The sequence below is a fragment of the Clostridium tepidiprofundi DSM 19306 genome (genome assembly GCF_001594005.1).
In the GTDB taxonomy this organism is placed as follows: domain Bacteria; phylum Bacillota; class Clostridia; order Clostridiales; family Clostridiaceae; genus Clostridium_AC; species Clostridium_AC tepidiprofundi.
The window spans coordinates 67,396-87,131 of record NZ_LTBA01000005.1 but is presented as its reverse complement, the minus strand read 5'-3'; the positions used below and the strand labels follow the sequence as shown (position 1 = coordinate 87,131).

18 protein-coding genes are annotated in these 19,736 nt (G+C 31.1%); 1 reads left to right on the top strand and 17 read right to left on the bottom strand.

The features are described from left to right. Positions 1–605: 605 nt before the first annotated feature. From CLTEP_RS04300 to cdaA, 17 genes are all read right to left on the bottom strand, one after another. Positions 606–1,922, bottom strand: coding sequence for an MFS transporter (locus CLTEP_RS04300; protein WP_084364628.1), 1,317 nt, complete (start codon positions 1,920–1,922; stop codon positions 606–608). 559 nt (positions 1,923–2,481) lie between these two features. Beyond that, positions 2,482–3,690 carry a hypothetical protein gene (locus tag CLTEP_RS04295; RefSeq protein WP_066823125.1) on the bottom strand — a complete coding sequence of 403 codons (1,209 nt, stop codon included), beginning with the start codon at positions 3,688–3,690 and terminating at the stop codon, positions 2,482–2,484. A gap of 126 nt (positions 3,691–3,816) precedes the next feature. Then, positions 3,817–4,392, bottom strand: a complete 576-nt coding sequence (locus CLTEP_RS04290; RefSeq protein WP_201786585.1) for a hypothetical protein — start codon at positions 4,390–4,392, stop codon at positions 3,817–3,819. A 613-nt stretch (positions 4,393–5,005) separates the two neighbouring features. After that, positions 5,006–5,731, bottom strand: coding sequence for a bactofilin family protein (locus CLTEP_RS04285; protein ID WP_066823120.1), 726 nt, complete (start codon positions 5,729–5,731; stop codon positions 5,006–5,008). A 39-nt stretch (positions 5,732–5,770) separates the two neighbouring features. Further along, positions 5,771–6,421, bottom strand: coding sequence for a YhbD family protein (locus CLTEP_RS04280; RefSeq protein ID WP_066823118.1), 651 nt, complete (start codon positions 6,419–6,421; stop codon positions 5,771–5,773). A 422-nt stretch (positions 6,422–6,843) separates the two neighbouring features. Further along, positions 6,844–7,569 (bottom strand): polymer-forming cytoskeletal protein, encoded by a 726-nt coding sequence (locus tag CLTEP_RS04275; protein WP_066823116.1) that lies wholly within the window; start codon positions 7,567–7,569, stop codon positions 6,844–6,846. 480 nt (positions 7,570–8,049) lie between these two features. Further along, positions 8,050–8,580: a 2-oxoacid:acceptor oxidoreductase family protein gene (locus tag CLTEP_RS04270; RefSeq protein ID WP_066823114.1), complete on the bottom strand. Its 531-nt coding sequence runs from the start codon at positions 8,578–8,580 to the stop codon at positions 8,050–8,052. Position 8,581: 1 nt separating this feature from the next. Continuing rightward, complete coding sequence (locus tag CLTEP_RS04265; RefSeq protein ID WP_066823112.1) at positions 8,582–9,331, bottom strand: thiamine pyrophosphate-dependent enzyme; 750 nt, start codon at positions 9,329–9,331, stop codon at positions 8,582–8,584. Next, a complete protein-coding gene (locus tag CLTEP_RS04260; protein ID WP_066823110.1) occupies positions 9,331–10,401 on the bottom strand; it encodes a 3-methyl-2-oxobutanoate dehydrogenase subunit VorB in 1,071 nt (356 codons plus the stop codon). Before CLTEP_RS04260 ends, CLTEP_RS04265 begins: the two co-directional genes overlap by 1 nt. 15 nt (positions 10,402–10,416) lie before the next feature. Continuing rightward, on the bottom strand, positions 10,417–10,626 hold the full coding sequence (locus CLTEP_RS04255) for a 4Fe-4S dicluster domain-containing protein (RefSeq protein ID WP_066823109.1): 210 nt from the start codon (positions 10,624–10,626) through the stop codon (positions 10,417–10,419). Positions 10,627–10,742: 116 nt separating this feature from the next. Continuing rightward, on the bottom strand, positions 10,743–11,411 hold the full coding sequence (locus CLTEP_RS04250; protein ID WP_066823108.1) for a nucleotide-binding protein: 669 nt from the start codon (positions 11,409–11,411) through the stop codon (positions 10,743–10,745). A gap of 36 nt (positions 11,412–11,447) precedes the next feature. Beyond that, positions 11,448–12,518 (bottom strand): butyrate kinase, encoded by a 1,071-nt coding sequence (buk, locus tag CLTEP_RS04245; protein ID WP_066823107.1) that lies wholly within the window; start codon positions 12,516–12,518, stop codon positions 11,448–11,450. Between the two features lie 138 nt (positions 12,519–12,656). Beyond that, positions 12,657–13,568 carry a phosphate butyryltransferase gene (gene ptb / locus CLTEP_RS04240; RefSeq protein WP_066823106.1) on the bottom strand — a complete coding sequence of 304 codons (912 nt, stop codon included), beginning with the start codon at positions 13,566–13,568 and terminating at the stop codon, positions 12,657–12,659. Beyond that, entirely contained in the window at positions 13,568–14,659 is a 1,092-nt protein-coding gene (gene buk / locus CLTEP_RS04235; RefSeq protein WP_066823152.1) for a butyrate kinase, read from the bottom strand. Before buk (CLTEP_RS04235) ends, ptb begins: the two co-directional genes overlap by 1 nt. A gap of 80 nt (positions 14,660–14,739) precedes the next feature. Then, entirely contained in the window at positions 14,740–16,341 is a 1,602-nt protein-coding gene (locus CLTEP_RS04230) for an NAD(P)/FAD-dependent oxidoreductase (RefSeq protein WP_066823104.1), read from the bottom strand. Beyond that, positions 16,338–17,570, bottom strand: a complete 1,233-nt coding sequence (locus CLTEP_RS04225; protein ID WP_066823102.1) for a CdaR family protein — start codon at positions 17,568–17,570, stop codon at positions 16,338–16,340. Before CLTEP_RS04225 ends, CLTEP_RS04230 begins: the two co-directional genes overlap by 4 nt. After that, the gene (cdaA, locus tag CLTEP_RS04220) at positions 17,540–18,388 is read right to left on the bottom strand and encodes a diadenylate cyclase CdaA (protein ID WP_066823098.1); all 849 of its coding nucleotides are present in this window, start codon (positions 18,386–18,388) and stop codon (positions 17,540–17,542) included. The genes CLTEP_RS04225 and cdaA overlap by 31 nt, the downstream gene beginning before the upstream one ends. Before the next feature lie 200 nt (positions 18,389–18,588). Here cdaA and CLTEP_RS04215 point away from each other — a divergent pair, with 200 nt between their 5' ends. After that, complete coding sequence (locus CLTEP_RS04215; protein WP_066823095.1) at positions 18,589–19,608, top strand: hypothetical protein; 1,020 nt, start codon at positions 18,589–18,591, stop codon at positions 19,606–19,608. Positions 19,609–19,736 lie beyond the last annotated feature (128 nt).

Sequence of the window (19,736 nt, the reverse complement as noted above, 5' to 3'; positions counted from 1 at the left end):
TCAATTCGTAATATGCAATATTTATATTTAATATACATATATTTTGTATTAATATTCACTATAAAAATCTCTACATGCTGCATTTTTTCGTTGTAATATATATGATAAAAATCTAAATTACGAATTGAAGTACCCCATTCAATAGATACTGCATTCCTTAAATATTAACACATCAAAAAAAATTAAGCTATTTAGGCATTTTCAAAAAAATAACTAGTCAGTATGCTAGTCTATTTTGCGAACTACTTCATCGTAGGAACCCATTGATAGAACCTACTATCAGCGGAACCCAACTCTTCGTATTTCACAAAATATACGTCGCATCTTTGACTTGTTATTTTCTTTCAAATGCCTTAAGTATATGATATATAGCAAGTACATCATATATATTATAGCTTAATTTCAGTAATTATACAGATTTTTTTACTACATTATGTCCTCTAATACATACTTTTTATCTGTAAATTCTTCATGCATATTCCAAATTTTTATAATCAAGAATAATGATTCTTGCAAAGTTTCATCAATTCCTTAATGCTCCTACTTCTATAGGTGAGTGATTTAAGCTTTTGCTTTATAAAGACAAGTTCACTATTTGTATTCTTCTACATTATATCTTCTAATACTTGTTTATCAGGATTAAAGTTAATAAATGCCTTAAAGTCTTTATTGAATCCTAAAATTACACTCACTATTGTAGATATTGCAAATGAAACTAAAACTATCATTTTGATAGAAATAAACTCTGCTATAATTCCTCCAAATGCTATTCCAAGCGGTGCTAGTCCCATCAATACTGTTGACATAAGTGCACTAACTTTACCTCTCATTTCTTGAGGAACTGTAAGCTGGACAGTCGAACCAAAAAACACATTAACTATCGCATTCAAGAATCCTCCTATAGCTAAGATAGCAAGCATTCCATAATAATTTAAAAATAAAACTATCGAAAACAAAACACAAAATGCTACTAAATCCACTATAAATACAAGAGCCCTCTTTCCATAAGGTATATCAACTATTGATGTTAGAATCATACCTAAAAACATTCCTCCGCTCATAACTGCCATCGCAAATCCATATTTAACTGACCCCAGTCCTGCTGTTTCTTGAAAAAAAGGTAAAAACAGCACAATTGCCATATTAGCAAAGAAGTTTAAAATCGCTCCAATGAAGATAAAATATCTTAACGATTTGAATTTCCAAACAAATTCAAATCCTTGTTTTAAGTCATCCCAAAAATGTACTTCTTTTAAATCCCTTTTTATCTTTGGAACTTTTATAAATACTTCCGTAAATGACGAAAATAAATATGATATTCCATTAAATAAAAACATAAGAGGCGCCCCTAAAACTGAATACAAAATTCCACCAACAGGATTAGCAGCCATGTTAGTACCTGTATAAACCATATTCAAAGCTGAATTAGCTTTAATTATTTTAGATTTTGGGACAATGTCTGGAAGTGCAGACATAATAGAAGGATTAAAAAATGCACCACATATTCCCAATATAATTCCTGCCACAAACACCATCCATATTTGTACAAAATGAAAAATTGCAGCTATTCCAACAAACACCACAACAATTCCTCTTATCAAGTCCATCAAAACCATCAGCTTTTTTCTGTCCACCCTATCAACAACAACTCCTGCAAAAGGTGATATTATCAATCTTGGAATCATTGATGTTGCCATTAATGTTCCCATCAAAGCTTTTGAACCAGTAATTTCTAGTATCCAAAAACCCAATGCTATTTCATATATAACATCACCAAATGCCGATACAAACTGTCCTTGCCATAATAGAAAAAAATTTAACGTCCAAAGTTTTTCTTTATTTACAATCTGTTTATTCCCAATTTCATTTTCAACAGTACAATTTTCATTTGTAACAACTTCCGCAGTTTTTACATCACCCATAAATCATTCCCGTTGCCAAAACCTTATAAAACTCTATAAAGCTTGTTTAATTCCCTGTTCAAGCTATCCCATTTTGCCGAAGCTACTTTGGTTTGATATAATAGTCCGAGGGCTTAAATTCGGATACAACGAATCCTACATATACAAGTTTACTTTTAAGTGTAACTACTTGTATTCACTAACATTTGCTTGGTTTTCGCTAACTACCACCCTCATGGTTCTACCCAATGGTTATATCACTTTCGCAATATACGGGATTCACAATAGCTAACTCTATTATATCACAAATTTAGCACTTGTATCCTTAACAATTTTTTAGATAGTTTTATAGATTTTTATAATAATTCTGCAACAGTCTACCTCCCCCCATTTCATGGTAATTGCATATTTCATACCAATTTACATAAACATGCCTTTCATTATAAACATACTTTTTATATTGTTATTTTAACTTTTTCCCCTATTTTGCTTTGAATATATACTATATTAAATTCTCTACATCCTTTTGATACATATAAGCTCTTACGTAATTTTCTTAAATCAAACTCCCTTCTCATACTCAATAAATTACAAGCACATTATCAAAAACTTCAGATTCTCCCTCATATTCTTTAATAACATTTGTTTCTGTGTCAATAATAGCTGTATATTTTTTATGCTCCTTACCTTTAATACAATTTGTAATCATATATCGTCCTTCTATGAAATCAGAAGCCCTACCAAACTTAAAATCGTATACAAATTCTTTATTACCATAAAACAATTCCTTATTATAAACCTTATTATCGTAAAAAATCTGATGCACTATTCTCTTATCACTGGCTTTAATATTATATATAATATCCTGATACATAACTTCGTCATTATCTTCGTATTGTATAACAATCTCTTTCTTTTTTAAATTCTTTTTATCAACTATAACCAGTTTTTCATTGTTATCATCAAAATTTTTAACAATATAGAACAATGCACTAGAAGTAATTCCTTTAAACGCTACTATGCCATTAAAACCTTTACTATCTAAAATATTAAATGTTAATTTTTTTCTTCCAATTTTAACCTCGCTAATAAAATCATCAAAAGGAATAATTCTAATGCTATCATTAAAGATTCTTTTTTTCTTTTTATATACATCAAATCGATTGAATATTTCCTCTTTTTCCCATGCCTCCAAATATGTTTCTTCAAATATCAAATGCATTACATCTTTTATTTTTGTTTGCAATAAAATATTTTTAAAACCATAAACCAAATTCCTATCCATAACTTTATATTTTTTATGCTCTTGAATATCAAATAAACAAGCTTCGTTATGGTTTAAAACATTCTTACATCTTCCCTTAACGTCTAAACTATTTTTTTGCTCTCTATAGAAAGACAAAAAATATCTTTCATTCAATGGTACAATCTCAACATCATATTTTTCATAAACATCAAACACATAAATTTTTTCTTCTTTACCACTTTTTAATTCAATTCTATACAGTGTATACGTATTATAATGTGTATGTGTTTCATTCATCAAATAATATATGCAATTTTGAGTGTTTGCACTTTTATCGAAATATCTATAATAATAAATCTTCTCATCATTACTACTAAGTTTTTTAAATAATTTTTTATCAATATCATACTCATAAAAACATTTTACCTCGTATGGTGAATTCGAGAGCAATGACTTCCTTTCAATTTCCTTACATATAATTTTATTATTATAGATTCCTATTGGATAAAATTTCACATTACTGGTAATATCAATTATTTGCATAACTTCCTCCAAATCACATAACTATATACATAACCATATATGATTAATTATACCCAACACTTTACAATTTAAAACATTAAAAATTGCTATTTTAAAACTACTTTATAGTAAAAATATTTCAAAATACTATCCTAAAAACAAATTTTTAATAATCCTAAACACGTCCACTGTTAAAGGTATTAATCCCCATCCATGATTTCCTATGGCGACAAGTCCCAAAACCTTATTCCCAATAGCCACAACTCCAAATGCAGTAAGCCCTATTCCAACACATCCTATAGCAATTTTAGCAAATGCAACTGCCCCTATAGCTAATTTAAAACTAAAAGCAATTGCTCCAACAGAAAACAATTTTCCTAACGCAATCGCTCCTATTGAAGCTATCCATCCTAATCCAATCGCTCCCAAAGCAAATAGCCCAAATGCAATTGCTCCAATACTTATAATTCCGAGTGACAAACCACCTATTGAAATAGCTCCAATAGCTATATCACCTATAGCTATCAAACCAACAGCAACTTTATTACATTTCCTAAATACATTATAATTTATCCCATTAGAAGTTATTTGTCCTGAAGTCCTTATATTTACTATAGGCAAATACTTAGATGGCCACTGATAATTTATTTCTCCATTTTCCCAGTCAAGTTTTAATAATTTTCCAATCCTGTATAATATTCTATTCCTAATTCTATAAAACATATATTACATCCCCTTTGTTTTACATATCCTTTAAATGCTCTAACATAATAACTTAGGCACAACTCCTTTGCCACCTAGTACCTTGTCTTCCCTAATAAAATACTAGTTTTCAAGTTGTAAATCTGTACTAGAGATTGGAGACTGGGGACTAAAACAAAATCACTAATCGCCAATCACCAAAACAAATTGTGACTTTGCTGAAAATTAATACTTAGAACTTTGTTCTTAAATAGATAGTAGTTCTCAGGTCACAAATCTGTACTGGAAACTAGCAGTCTAGCACTCTGACATACTATCAAACTAACATTGCAAGTCACAAATTTATGCTGGAGACTAGAGACTAAAACAAAATCACTAATCACCAATCGCCAATCACCAAAACAAATTGTGACTTAGTTAGAGAGTAAAACCTGGTACCTTCTTTTCCTGCTAGTACCTGATTCCTAAATGATGCTGATGGGCAGATACCAAATTTATACTAGCCACCTAGCCCTCTAGCAAACTTGCAAACTTGTTTCATCCCTAGCATCTAGTACCTTGTCTTTCCTCCCAGTACCTAATTCCTAGCCCCTAGTACCTTCTTTCCCCTCCTAGCATACGAACCCTGGCTTCCTTATACCTGTGAAATTTCTATAACTTTTGATTTATCATCAATGCTAATACTATCATGATATTCAATAATTTGAATATCACATCCTGAACCTATAACAACATTATTACCTCTAACCACCTGTGCTATAGTATTTTCTAAATAGATTTCATCACCTTCAATTATATCCGTTATAAGATAATATTTTTCAGCAAACAAAGCTTTCATTATTTTACTAAATCCACCACTCTCGTCCTTTTTTACTCTTATCTTTTGACACCCAATTTCTTTAACTTTACATTTTCCTCCTATAGTCATATCTATTGTCTCTGAATTCAATAATCCTAATATTTTAAATTTTCCACTTGATTCAAAGCATTCACACTCACAATCACCATCTATTTTCAATGCACCTGATATTTTAATACTTTCAGTTGTAACATTTTTCCCAATTTTTATCACTCCAGATATTCCTATTCTATCAGCATTTAAAGTTCCAATAACAATTGTACTGCCACTAACTTTAATTTCTTTACAATTAACATCTCCGCCTATTTTAGATGCACCACTAATCTTCACAAAATCCGATTTAATGTTTCCTCTAATGTTCCCTGCCCCACTACTACTGAATGTATTACATTCAATATCACCATCAATTAATCCTGAACCGCTAATTTTTACATCATTATAACTTCCACCTACTGTTTTACCAGCACCTGAAATTATTAAATCTCTTTTTTTGGTTTCCATTTTTCAGCCCCCTAAAAAATTTTAAAAACTCATCCATTACTATTTTATATTATTTATGGTGCTTTTACCAAATATTTTAATCTTTAATTCCTCAATGCACTTAGCCATATTAATCTTTTTGATAAATTTAGCAGAATCTTCTATGAATATTTCACTCTGTGGTGAAATCAATATACATATCGCTACACCAAATTTTCTTACAAGTATCACTTCGCAACCTTTACTCTTAAATTTTCTGTAATTACCTTCTAATGTTAATAAGATATTTTTACCTTCCTCGATACTTGCCTCTCCAGATTTTATAAACAGTTCAACCGTATACAAAAACAATATTTTTTCAAACGAAAAGGCTTCTTCCTCACCATTAATACTTGAATATATATTAAGAGTAATATCAGATAATATGCCCTTTTCTTTAAGTTCATGTTTATTCAAAAATACATCCGCTAATTTTGGTGCAAACATATTTGCTATTTGATCTAATGATAAATCATCCTTCATATTCTTAATTTTATCTATTCTATCCAATATTTTTTCTTTAGGGAAAAACGTTTCCTGTCCAGTAAAAGAAGATTTTTTGATAAACCATTCTTCCGGTATAAGTTTTTTCCTTTTCCATCTATAAAGTTGTCCATAGGATATACCCGTTAAATCCAACAAATCTTTTTTGGAAATCAACTCTCGACTCATAAATCAACCTCTTTCCATTTTAAACCAATAAATATTTCTTTTGTTATTATTTATTTTTGTATTTAATGTGTCCCTATTACACCCTTCATTCTACATTTTTTCTCTATCCTCATAAATATCCAATTCCCAAGCAGCCCTAAAGCAAGCATAGTTAAAAACTTTTGCCCATAAAATAGAATGGCGTAGGCCAAATCAAAGGCTCAAAAATGTTAATATACAATTCACCGGATATCTAAAATACATTTTCATACTTATAATAAAACGTGCTCTATATACATTCAGCTTTTTTCTAAAACTATTTTTATTCTTCATAATCACTCCTCTTAATATCTTCCGATAGTGTAAAGTATTTACACTACTTCTCTTTTAAAACATATTTATATTTACATAGTGCAAACTTTCTCAATTACATAAAGTAATTTTCATATTTTAACTTTTTTCGAAACTTCTCCACCATCAATAATCTCTAAATTGTTTCTGTATTCAACCCTCTCTATATCACATCCATACCCTATAACAATATCATTTCCTCTAACTATATCAGCTGTGGTGTTTTCAAGAAAAATACTGTCTCCTTCTATAACATCACACTCCAAGCTACATACTGTATTTGTAAATATTTTAAATAACTTTCCTATTTTAAAGTCATTGCATTTTCTAACTTCTATCCTTTCCCCTCCAATTTCCTTTACACTGCTTTCTCCCCTAAGATTAATATTAATTTCTCCAGCATTTAAAAGTCCTTCAATATCAAAAGCCCCTCTAGAATTAAATATTTCTGTTTCACAATTCCCTTTAATATCAGAGCATCCCATTAGAGTTACTTCATCAGAATGTACGTTTCCATCAACATCTCCTGAACCCATTATCTTTATACTCTTGCATATTACATCTCCATTAATATCTCCTGAACCATTTATTATAATATCTTCAGCCTCCACATTACCATTAATATCCCCTGAACCATTTATCTTCACAAAACCTGCCTTTAAATCACCATTAATATCCCCTGAACCATTTATCTTGAGTGAATTACATTGCAAATCACCTTCTATATCCCCTGAACCATTTATGAGAACATTATTATAAATACCTCCAGGTTGATCTGATGAACCAAAAATCTTCAAATTTCTTAAATTATTTTCCATGATACAATCTCCTTTCTATATTTAGTTTCCTCAGAGGTCGTTCCAATTTTTGTTAACCTCCTATGAAACCCGTATTCAGTGAACTCGTTTTGCTAAAGCAAAAGCTTCATTTCCCACTTATAGAAGTGGGCGTCTTGCAAAATCGATAAAACCCGCATAACAAAACATTGTTACATTTAGTGTTAAAAAAAATTAAGCAGACCTCTAAATCAGATTACAAATCACTAAAATACAATCTTCTTATACAACATTATGATAACATAACATTGTTATGTTGTAAAGAAAATTTTTCCTCTATTTATCAAAAATATAAGATTTAATTAAAGCTCTATACACCTCTGAGGTGCTCCCAAAATATGTAATGCATCTATACCCCTTCTGCATCAACGTTTCAAAGCATCTCCCAAAATTTGTCTCTACCTCAGAGGAACAGCAGAAGAACCTCTGGAAATTCCAGAGGTTCTTTTATTCTATCTTATTCTATTTAGCGTATTCTGCACCTTTCATAAGAGCTTTCTTATTTGCTTCAAAGAATTTTTCTTTACCATGTGCTCTTAGAGCCTCTATAAGAACATCCATTTCAACTATCTTAGTTTTCTCAACTAAAGCACCTAAAAGAACCATGTTTGCTATTCTCTTGTTTCCTATTTTTTCTGCTTCAGTTTGAGCTGGAATCTTGATTACTTCTATATCATTTCTTTCAGGTTCTCTATTTACAAGGTCGCTATCCATTATCAAAAGTCCACCTTTAGTAATTTGCTCTTCAAATTTATCAAGTGAAGGTCTATTCATAACTACCACAGTTGTAGGATCAGTTACTATAGGAGAACCAACTGGCTGATCTGATACTATTACTGAACAGTTTGCAGTACCACCACGCATTTCTGGTCCATAAGAAGGCAACCATGAAACATTCATATTAGCATCCATTCCAGCATATGCTAAGAATTTACCCATTGATAAAATACCCTGACCACCAAATCCTGCAAATATAATTTCTTGTGCTGCCATATTATTTCGCCTCCCCTGTTGTATCTTTTTTAACTCCTAGAGGATAGTAAGGAATCATATTTTCTCTTAACCATTTCATTGATTCATCAGGAGATAATCCCCAGTTAGTTGGACATATTGAAAGCACTTCAACTAAAGAAAATCCCTTTCCCTCTAATTGATTTTGGAAAGCCTTTTTGATTGCTTTTTTAGCTTTATTTACATTTGGAACAGTATCCACTGATACTCTTTCTACATAGCAAGCACCAGTTAATGTAGATATCATTTCTGATACTCTTACCGGATAACCAGCCGTTTTAGTATCTCTTCCATATGGAGTTGTCTCTGTCACCTGTCCTGGTAATGTAGTAGGAGCCATTTGTCCACCTGTCATACCATATATACAGTTATTTACAAATATTGTTACAATATTTTCTCCTCTTGTTGCAGCATGAACTATTTCAGCTGTACCTATTGCAGCAAGGTCTCCATCACCCTGATATGTAAACACTACTGCATCAGGATTAACTCTTTTAATCCCTGTTGCTACCGCTGGTGCTCTACCATGTGCAGCTTCAAACATATCACAAGCAAAATAATCATATGCTAGAACTGAACATCCAACTGGTGCAACACCTATAGCCTTGTCAACAACATTTAATTCATCTAAAGCCTCAGCTACCAATCTATGAATAATTCCATGTGTACATCCAGGACAGTAGTGAGTAGGTACATCTAACATTGCTTTTGTAGGTTCAAATACTATAGCCATTATTTATCCCCTCCTACAATTTCTTTAACTTTGTTCAATATATCTTCAGGATGAGGAACCATACCACCTGTTCTTCCATAAAAATCAACAGGTTTTCTTCCTTCAACAACTAATCTTACATCCTCAACCATTTGTCCACAACTCATTTCAACAGCTAAATAACCATGCTTAGTTTTATCTATTGTTTTCTCAAAAGCTTCAACAGGGAATGGCCATATTGTTATTGGTCTTACTAAACCAAGTTTAATTCCTTCTTTCTCAGCCATCTTAACTACATTCTTACATATTCTTGAAGTTGTACCATAAGCCACTATAATTAAATCAACTTCATTTTCACAATTATATAATTCATATCTAACTTCATTTTTCTTTATTTCTTCATATTTTCTTTGAAGCTTGTAATTATGTTCTTCTAATTCTTCTGGTTTTAAGAACAGTGAATTGATTACATTGTGCTGTTTTCTTCCTTTTAGTCCAGTAGCAGCCCAAGTCTTTTCAGGTAATTCTCTCTTTTGTCTGTCTTTGAATTCAACTGGTTCCATCATCTGTCCAAGCATACCATCTCCCATAACCATACAAGGAGTTCTGTACATATCTGCTACATCAAATGCATCTTGAATTAAATCTACCATTTCTTGAATTGAAGATGGTGCAAATACTGGTAAATTGAAATCGCCATGAGCCAAACCTTTAGTTGCTTGGAAATAATCTGATTGAGCTGGTTGAATACCTCCAAGACCAGGGCCTCCTCTTACAATATTAATAATAACACATGGAAGCTCTGCTCCTGCAATATATGAAATACCTTCAGCTTTTAAGCTTATTCCTGGAGAACTTGAAGATGTCATAACTCTAGCACCTGCACCTGCTCCTCCATATATCATGTTAATTGCAGCAACTTCGCTTTCTGCTTGTAAGAAAACCCTACCTAATTTAGGCATTTTCTTAGCCATATATGCAGCTACCTCTGTTTGTGGAGTAATTGGGTATCCAAAGAAAGCTTGGCAATTTGCTCTAATAGCAGCTTCACCTATAGCTTCATTACCCTTCATTAATATTTTTTCTCCCATTTGGCTTACCTCCTCTTATCTTTCAACTGTAATAACTAAATCTGGACACATTTTTGCACAAGAAGCACATCCAATGCATTCTTTCATCTTTTCCTCTGTTATAGTTGCTGGATGATATCCTTTAACATTTAATTTTTCTGAAAAACTAATGATGTTTTTAGGACAGGCTGTTATACAGTGTCCACAACCCTTACATCTGTCTTCCCTGAAAGTTACTCTTGGCATTCAATTTCCCTCCTTATTGATTATAATCCCATGAAAATTAAGGACTAAACTAATATAAATAAGCTTTTAAAGCTCATGTTTATTAAAAAATTAATAATTAATTTTTTAATACAATGTTATAATTTTCGCCATGGAGGCATCATAAATAGATTTATACCAAATACTTCTGCATGTACCTTACCTTCAATCTGCTTTGCTAGTTTTTCTTCACAAACTACATATCTGTATGGAATTTTAACTTTTTCAGATAATTCCTTAACCACCTTATCACCTTTAATTACATCTTCTTCAGTAGTTTCATATGATAAATTAGTATTAGAAATTAGATTATTAACTTTAAGCCTAGATGCTCTCTCAATATCTCTAATGTATTCCTCTGTATCTGATGAATTTGAAGTAAATGGTCTATTATTATTTATTACAAAATACATATCATAAGGTTCTTGACTAAAATATCTATTATACTGTCCAAGTGCAATAGCACCTGAATCATCTCCACCAACATCCATAACGACTTCATATGTTTTATCATTAAATATAGATATCACCTCTGGTGGCACTACCATAAGTTCAACATTAACCCATTCAGGATTTGAAGAAATAACTTTTATACCTTTCTCTTCAAGCTCTTTCTTTATTTCTCTTACACAAAAATATGGATTTACTATATCCAAGTCAACAATAGCAACCTTTTTCCCTTTATCCGCAAGTCTTATAGCATAATTAATCGCTATTTCTGTCTTACCACTTCCAAAATGTCCAGTAAATATTCTTATTCTGCTCATTTTTTCACCACCAATGCAATAATGATTTATTGCAGCTTATTTGTATTCTTTTGCTTCTTCTTCTCCATTAAGAACTCTTAAACCTCCCATAGCTAATGCTAAAAGTTCGTCCTCTCCTGGATATACCACAACTGGTGCAATAAATGAAACCCTCTCTTCAATATAGCTAACCATTGTTTTACTGTAAGCAATTCCTCCAGTAAGAATTATTGCATCAACTTTTCCTGATAAAACTGCTGCACATTTACCTATTTCTTTGGCTGTTTGATAACCCATAGCTTCAAAAACAAGTTTAGCTTCTCTATCTCCTTCTGATGCTCTACTTTCAACTTCTCTAGCATCGTTAGTATTCAAGTAAGCTACAAAACCACCCTTACCATTTATCTTCTTTTTGATTTCTTCAATTGTATATTTACCACTAAAACACATCTTTATTAATGCACCAATAGGAAGTCCTCCTGCTCTTTCAGGTGAAAATGGTCCTTCACCATCTAATGCATTATTTACATCTACTACTTTACCTTGCTTATGTGCTCCTACTGATACACCGCCACCCATATGTGCTACGATAACATTAACTTCTTCATACTTTTTGCCATTCTCTTTTGCATATCTTTTTGCAACAGCTTTCTGGTTTAAAGCATGGAATATGCTCTTCCTTTGAATTTCAGGCATACCAGATAATCTTGCAACATCTTCCATTTCATCAACGACAACTGGATCAACAATAAATGCTGGAATATTTAATGATTTTGCAATTTCATTTGCAATTATTCCTCCTAGATTAGATGCATGCTGTCCTTGAATACCAACTTTCAAATCTTCAAGCATAGCATCATTTACTGTATAAGTTCCGCCTTCAATTGATTTTAATAATCCACCTCTACCCACAACAGCACTTAACTCATTTATATCAAATTTCCTATTTTTCAACACATTAAGAATTACATTTTTTCTAAATTCAAATTGATCGTATATTGATGGATATCTTCCTATTTCTTCTGAAGTATGCCTTAATGTTTCAACCAATAAAGGTTTTTCACCCTCGAATACTCCTATTTTAGTAGAAGTTGAACCTGGATTAATTATCAACAATTTATAAGCCATATTATTCCCTCCACATATTATGCTTTTACATTTGCTCTTAGACATATGAAAATAAATAATAAATCAAATAGACTAGTATACCAGCTTATTATTTATTTGAGTGTGCCTTAGCAGTAAATGCATTAAATATTTTTAGTATTACTTTTTCATAAGTTCAGCTACTAATGCAGCCAATGCTATTGAATTCAGTTTTGTTTCATATGTGTCCGCCCTTGATGTTACAATTACAGGTGCAGCTGCTCCAACCAAAAGTCCTCCATTTTTACAGTCTGCTGTGTACGTTAAAGTTTTATACATTACATTTCCAGCCTCTATGTTAGGCATTAATAATATATCAGCTTTACCAGCAACTGGACTAGATATCTTCTTATGTTTTGCAGCTTCCTCAGATAGAGCATTATCTGTCGCTAGTGGCCCATCAATAATACATCCTTTAATTTGTCCTCTTGCATTCATCTGTGATAGTGCAGCCGCATCAAGAGTTGCAGGCATATTTGGATTTACCACCTCAACAGCACATATTGGTGCTACTTTTGGTGTCTCAATTCCAACTGCATGTGCAGCTGTAACAGCATTATTTACAATATCTATCTTTTCTTTTAATTCTGGATACATATTAAAAGCAGCATCTGTAACAAATATCAATCTATCGAATTTAGGTATTTCAAAAACAGCTACATGCGACATAAGCTTGCCTGTTCTAAGCCCTATTTCCTTATTCAAAACAGCTCTTAAGAAAGTAGCAGTATCAACTAATCCTTTCATAACCATGTCTGCTTTTCCTGATGAAACACATTCTACTGCTTTAATAGCAGCTTTCCTAGTATCAGCCTCATGAATGATTTCAATATCATCTAATTTTAAATCAATTTTTTTAGCTATATTTTTTATTTCTTCTTCATTACCAACTAAAATAGCATTTGCAATCTCATTTTGATGTGCTGCTTTAATTGCCTCAAGTACAGGTTCATCTTGAGCAACAGCAACCGCTACCGTTTTTATATCATTCTCTTTAACCTGCTTTAACACCTCATTAAAATTCCTAATCATTATAGTTTCACCTCGTCTTCATAAATTTTAGCATCTTCTTCTCCAAGTAAAACTCTAATAGCACCTTCTGCAAGTGCAAGCATTTCATCTTCTCCTGGTACAAGTTCAACAGGAGCTATGAAACTAACCCTTTCATCTATCCATTCTGTTAATCTCTTATTATGAGCAAGACCACCAGTCAAAATAATAGCATCAACATCTCCTTTTAATGCAATAGCCATACCTCCTATTTCCTTTGCTATTTGATAAGCCATTGCTTTTAATACAAGTTCAGCTTTGCTATCTCCCTCATCTATCATCTTATCAACAACTCTTCCATCATTTGTATTTAAATATCCTACTAGTCCAGCTTGACCTACTGTTTTTTTCTTAAGGGATTTTTGGTCATATTCTCCACTAAAAGCCATTCTCACAATTTCACCAACAGGAAGCCCTCCTGCTCTTTCTGGAGAAAATGGTCCTTCTTCATTTGCATTATTTACATCTAATATTCTTCCATTTTTTACAGGGGAAACTGAAATACCTCCACCTAGATGTGCTACTACATAAGAACTGTCTTCGAAATCTTTACCTAATTTTTTACATACTCTTCTTGTTACTGCTTTAATATTCAATGCATGCACTAAAGAACGTCTTGGGAGTTCTGGAAGTCCAGAAAGTCTTGCAACATCATTCATTTCATCAACTGCTACTGGATCAACTATAAATGCAGGAATGTCAACCTTTTTTGCGATTTCATTTGCAATTATTCCTCCAAGATTTGAAGCATGCTGTCCTTGAAAACCATTTTTTAAATCTTCAAGCATTCTCTGAGTTACATTATATGTACCGCCTGGCATGGGTCTTAATAGTCCTCCTCTACCAACTACTGCAGCAAGTTCATTTAACGCCACACCTTTTTCACGCAACCAATTCATTATTAATTCTGTTCTCATATCCTTCTGATCATATATTTTTTCAAATTTTTCAATTTCATCAGATGAATGAGATATGCTACTCATTACTATGCACTTCTTATCTTTATTAAATAATGCTAGTTTTGTTGATGTTGAACCTGGATTAATTACTAAAACATAACTTCTTTTACCCATAACATACCCTCCGACCATATCTTTTAATCTCAATTCTATTTTAACAAAAATTTTGGTTAAAGTCCAAGTTTTCTGAAAGTTTACTTTAAATAATTCCATTCTTTAATTATCGATTCTGCAACTTTTATGCCATCAACTGCTGCTGATACTATACCTCCAGCGTATCCAGCACCCTCTCCAGCAGTGTATAATCCCATTACTGAAACACTCTGCATATTATCATCCCTTTGAATTCTGATTGGTGATGAAGTTCTTGTTTCTATACCTGTAAAAATTGCATCTTTTCCTGCAAAACCTTCTATTTTCCTATCAAATTTTACGAAAGCTTCCTTTAATGATTTAACCACATATTCAGGCAAACACATTCTTAAATCACAAAACTCATATCCTGGCATATATGTTGGTTTAACACTACCAATTTTATTTGAAATACTATCATTTAAAAAATCATGTACAAGCTGAACTGGTGCAAAATAGTTTCCACCTGCAATTTTAAATGCTAATTCTTCATAACGGCGCTGAAATTCAATTCCTGCCAATGGAGAATTTCCTTCAAAATCATCAGGACCAACTGAAACAACTATGGCAGAATTAGCATTTTCACCGTCTCTAGATGAATAACTCATTCCGTTTACAACTAATCGTCCATTTTCTGAAGCCGCTGCAACAACCTTTCCTCCAGGACACATACAAAAACTATATACAGATCTATTTAGTTCTTTACTCGTATACGTTAATTTATACTCGGCTGCTTTCAATCGTGGATGCTCTGCAAATTTACCATACTGATTTTTATTTATCATTTTTTGATTATGTTCCACTCTAACACCAATAGCAAATGGCTTCTGTACCATGAAAACATTATTCTTATATAACATTTCATAAGTATCCCTTGAACTATGACCTATAGCCAATATTAATGCTTCACAAGGAATAGTTTCTCCATTTACAACAATACCTTTTAATTCACTATTTTCTACTACAATATCTTCTAATTTGCTATTAAACCTTATTTCTCCTCCTAAGCTGATAATTGTTTCTCTGATATTTTTAACAACTTTCTTTAATACATCAGTACCTATATGTGGCTTAGCTTTATATATTATTTCACTCTGAGCACCAGCATTTATCAATTCTTCTAATACATAATCACATCTATAATCTTTTATTCTTGTCATCAATTTTCCATCCGAAAATGTACCTGCACCACCTTCTCCAAATTGAACATTAGATTCAGTATCTAATTTACCCGTTCTCCAAAAACTCTCAACGGTTTTTGTCCTATCATCAACATTTTGACCCCTCTCAATGATAATAGGTTTATACCCATTTCTTGCCAAAACCAATCCTGCAAACATGCCAGCAGGACCCATACCTATAACTATGGGTCTTGTACTTAACTTCTTACTCCCAAATTGAATCTCAGGAATGTATTTCTTCTTATCAATTGTAATATCCTTATCATTACATCTTTTGATAATTTTATCTTCATCACTACACTCAACACCTACAGCATAATTGAATTTAATTGCATTTTTCCTTCTTGCATCAATAGATTCTTTTAATATTTTTATTTCTTTAATATACTTTTCTTTAATATTTAGTTTCTTAGCAACTTTATTCTTTAATATTTCCTCTGGTTCATTTATATCTAAAATAATATTACTTATCTTAATTGTCATTGTTTTCCTCCATTTGTTTCATCTTTTTTCTTAATGGTAACATTTACCGTTTTATGATTTTGAGATATTATAGTCAAATTCTTAGGCAAATCCACTTCAATAGGTATTACATGCTTTCCTTCTCCGAGATCTGTCAAATCAACTTGACATTTTACAATGCCATCATATAAAGCATTAATATCACTCTCTACTCCCTGAATAACTAGCGATACATCATTACTATCGAGTTCAGCTTCATATTGTTCTGCTAAATTTTTAATATCAATGTTTAACGTTAGATTTTTATAAGCTATCTTCTCAATTTCAATATTTGCATTCACTAAGTTTGTATCATTAACCAGTTTTATACCATCAGGAACTATCAATTTAACTTCCTTTACTGTACTTTCATTGACTTTGCTTAAATCTATTGGCTCAGTTTTTAAATAATTAACACGTTTTAGTATATCCTTATCTCCTACAATTAAAACTTTATCTATATCTAAATTTATTGAGCTTAAAACATATTTTTTATTTAGTTCTCCTTTAGTTTCAATTTTAACATCTACAGTTTTAATCTTTTTAATTGGAATCAAAACATCAACAAAATTAGGCTGAATTTTAACATTTTTTATGCTTCGTTTTGCCAAATCAACAGCCATCAATGCTGTTGATACAGTAATATCTTTGTCTTCTTTGTTAATATAAACATCTGCCTCAACTTTACTAACCGCATTGACGTATTTTGATGCCCCATAAACAATTACATCTGTTGGTTTTATTATTGGATTATAAGCATAATACCCCTCTGCAACTTTACCTTGAACATTGATTTTAACTGGAACTGTCTTTTCAATAAGCTCGTCTAAATCAACACTAACCCATAAACCATTACTATTGTTTATACTTACATTTTCAGGTGATTTTTTTATTTCAATAGGTATTCTATTTTCCCCATTCTTGACCCTGTATGCACTCAAATCAGCCACTATTTTAAAATCATCAGGTTTTAATTTGTATACATCTGAAGCAATCCCCCTCAAAGACAGGTTAACATAATGCTCCTCTTTATCAGTCAGCACTAGCTTATATTGACTCAAACTATCAACATTCTTTAATTCGACAGGAACATTCTTTAAAGTATATGTTATGACTGGATTCTCCATGTTGGAAATATAAAGCCATAAAACAAAAGCCGCAAAAACGCAGCAAATTTTAATTATCCATTGGTTTTTATTTTCTTTTTCCATGCCATTACCCTCTCTTTCAATGTTATTTTTTTATCCTGTCTATTAGTTATAACCTTAAGCAGCACACTCTTTAATTTATCCTTATCATACTTTCTTATTAATTTACCATTTATAGCAAGGGATATTATACCTGTTTCTTCCGATACAACTATAACAAGTGCATCTGATACCTCCGAAATTCCTATTGCAGCTCTGTGTCTCGTTCCCAACTTTTTATTTACTTCATCTTGAGTTGTCAAAGGTAAAAAACATCCTGAAGCAACTATCCTATTATTTCTTATTATGGTAGCACCATCATGAAGAGGAGTATTCACAACAAATATATTTTCAAGCAAAGCCGAAGACACTATTGCATCTATCTTTGTTCCTGTATCAATAACATCTCCCAATCCTGTCCTTTGCTCTATTATAATCAATGCCCCAGTCCTTGTCTGTGCTAAATTTTCAACCGCATTTACTATTTCAGTCACCACTTTGTTTCTTATCTCTTCATTTCCAAATATGTGCTTATCAGTGAAAGTTTTTCTTCCAATATGCTCTAGTGCTTTTCGTATTTCCGGTTGAAAAATAATTACAATAGTCAAAACTCCAATTGTTATAGTTTTGTTTAAAATCCAGTGTAATGTTTTGAGTTGTAAAAAATCGCTAATAGGAATTAATAACAGTATTAATAATATACCTTTCAATAATTGAAAAGCTCTTGTTTCCTTTATTAAATTATATATTTCATAAAAAATAATCGATACAACTATAATATCCAATATGGAAAATATAGTTATATTTTTCAATGTGTTTATTATTAAATTCAATATATCCACTCAATTCACTCCTCATAGCTCTCTAAACATAATTATACACTAAAGATATATCATATTAAACAAAAAATACTTCATAAATAACATTTTTTGAATCATAAAAATATCAACTTTGAATTTTAATATAGAAAATTTTGAAATTTAAAATAAGCCATTAATTGTGCTATAATGAATTGAGTAGTTATTGTAAAGGAGTGAAATCATTGAAATCAAAAAAAAGCAAATTATCAAAATTTCTAATACTCTCATTTATACTTGTAGTAATAATTGCAGCAATTTTTTGGGGAACTTATTACTCATTTGTTAACAAATCATATGCTTCATTTAATAAAACAATAAAAAATTATGTAACTAGAATTAACTCCATTAATGCTAGTGTAAGCTCTTATTCTAATAATAACTCTATAAACAGCGATAAAATAATTAAAGATTTTCCAAAAATAATAGATAATTTTAAAAATATCGAATCAGAATTGTCAAAACTAAATCCACCAGAAAAATTGGCTAAGGATTTTGATTATTTGATGCAAGGTATAGATAATAATATTAGAATTTATATGCAAACTTTAATAATCGTTCAGTATCCTAAAAGCACTGACGCAGATAATTCACTTATAGATTTAAAAGATTATAGAGATAAATGCAGAAATTTTTACTCTCTCATATATAACGAAAACTTTAAGGTTAATTTACCATCTTCTTACTTGAATTTTATAAATAATGTTATTCAATTTGCTGATGAAAATATCAAAATTAGAAATTCTGAAGAAATAATACGCAAGCAAAATTTGGCTTTCATAGATACTATGGACAATCTTGCTGATAAGTTTATAGATATAGTTAATAAGAGAAATTTCAAAGAATGTCTTATTAAAGCACGAACAGAAACTCCTAATTATGATGATATTTTATCATTAATAACTGAAGACTTAAAATCATTAAATGAAATAAAAATAGAAAACAGTAAAATAATACCTTCAAAAGATGGTCTTAAAATTTATAAACTTTTTTCATCAATTATAAATGATTATGATTCGTATTTGAACAGTCTTCATCATGCTATTGAAACCGAAAAAAACCAAGCACTTACTGGCAATTTAGATGATACTGTACTTAATAATTTGTATTCTACTCCAAATAAACTTTTTGCTAATGTAAAATCAAAATACGATAAATACAAACAATTATTGCTTAACTTCAAAAATAAAGAGCTCGAAAAATAATTTAATATTGCATTAAAATTTAAAATTTGGGTACAATATCATTAAGTTACTTAGTTCTCTTAATACAAAAGCAATAATACTGTTATGACTCTAAAAGTCTTAAGAGCTTGATTTAAACTAAAAATATG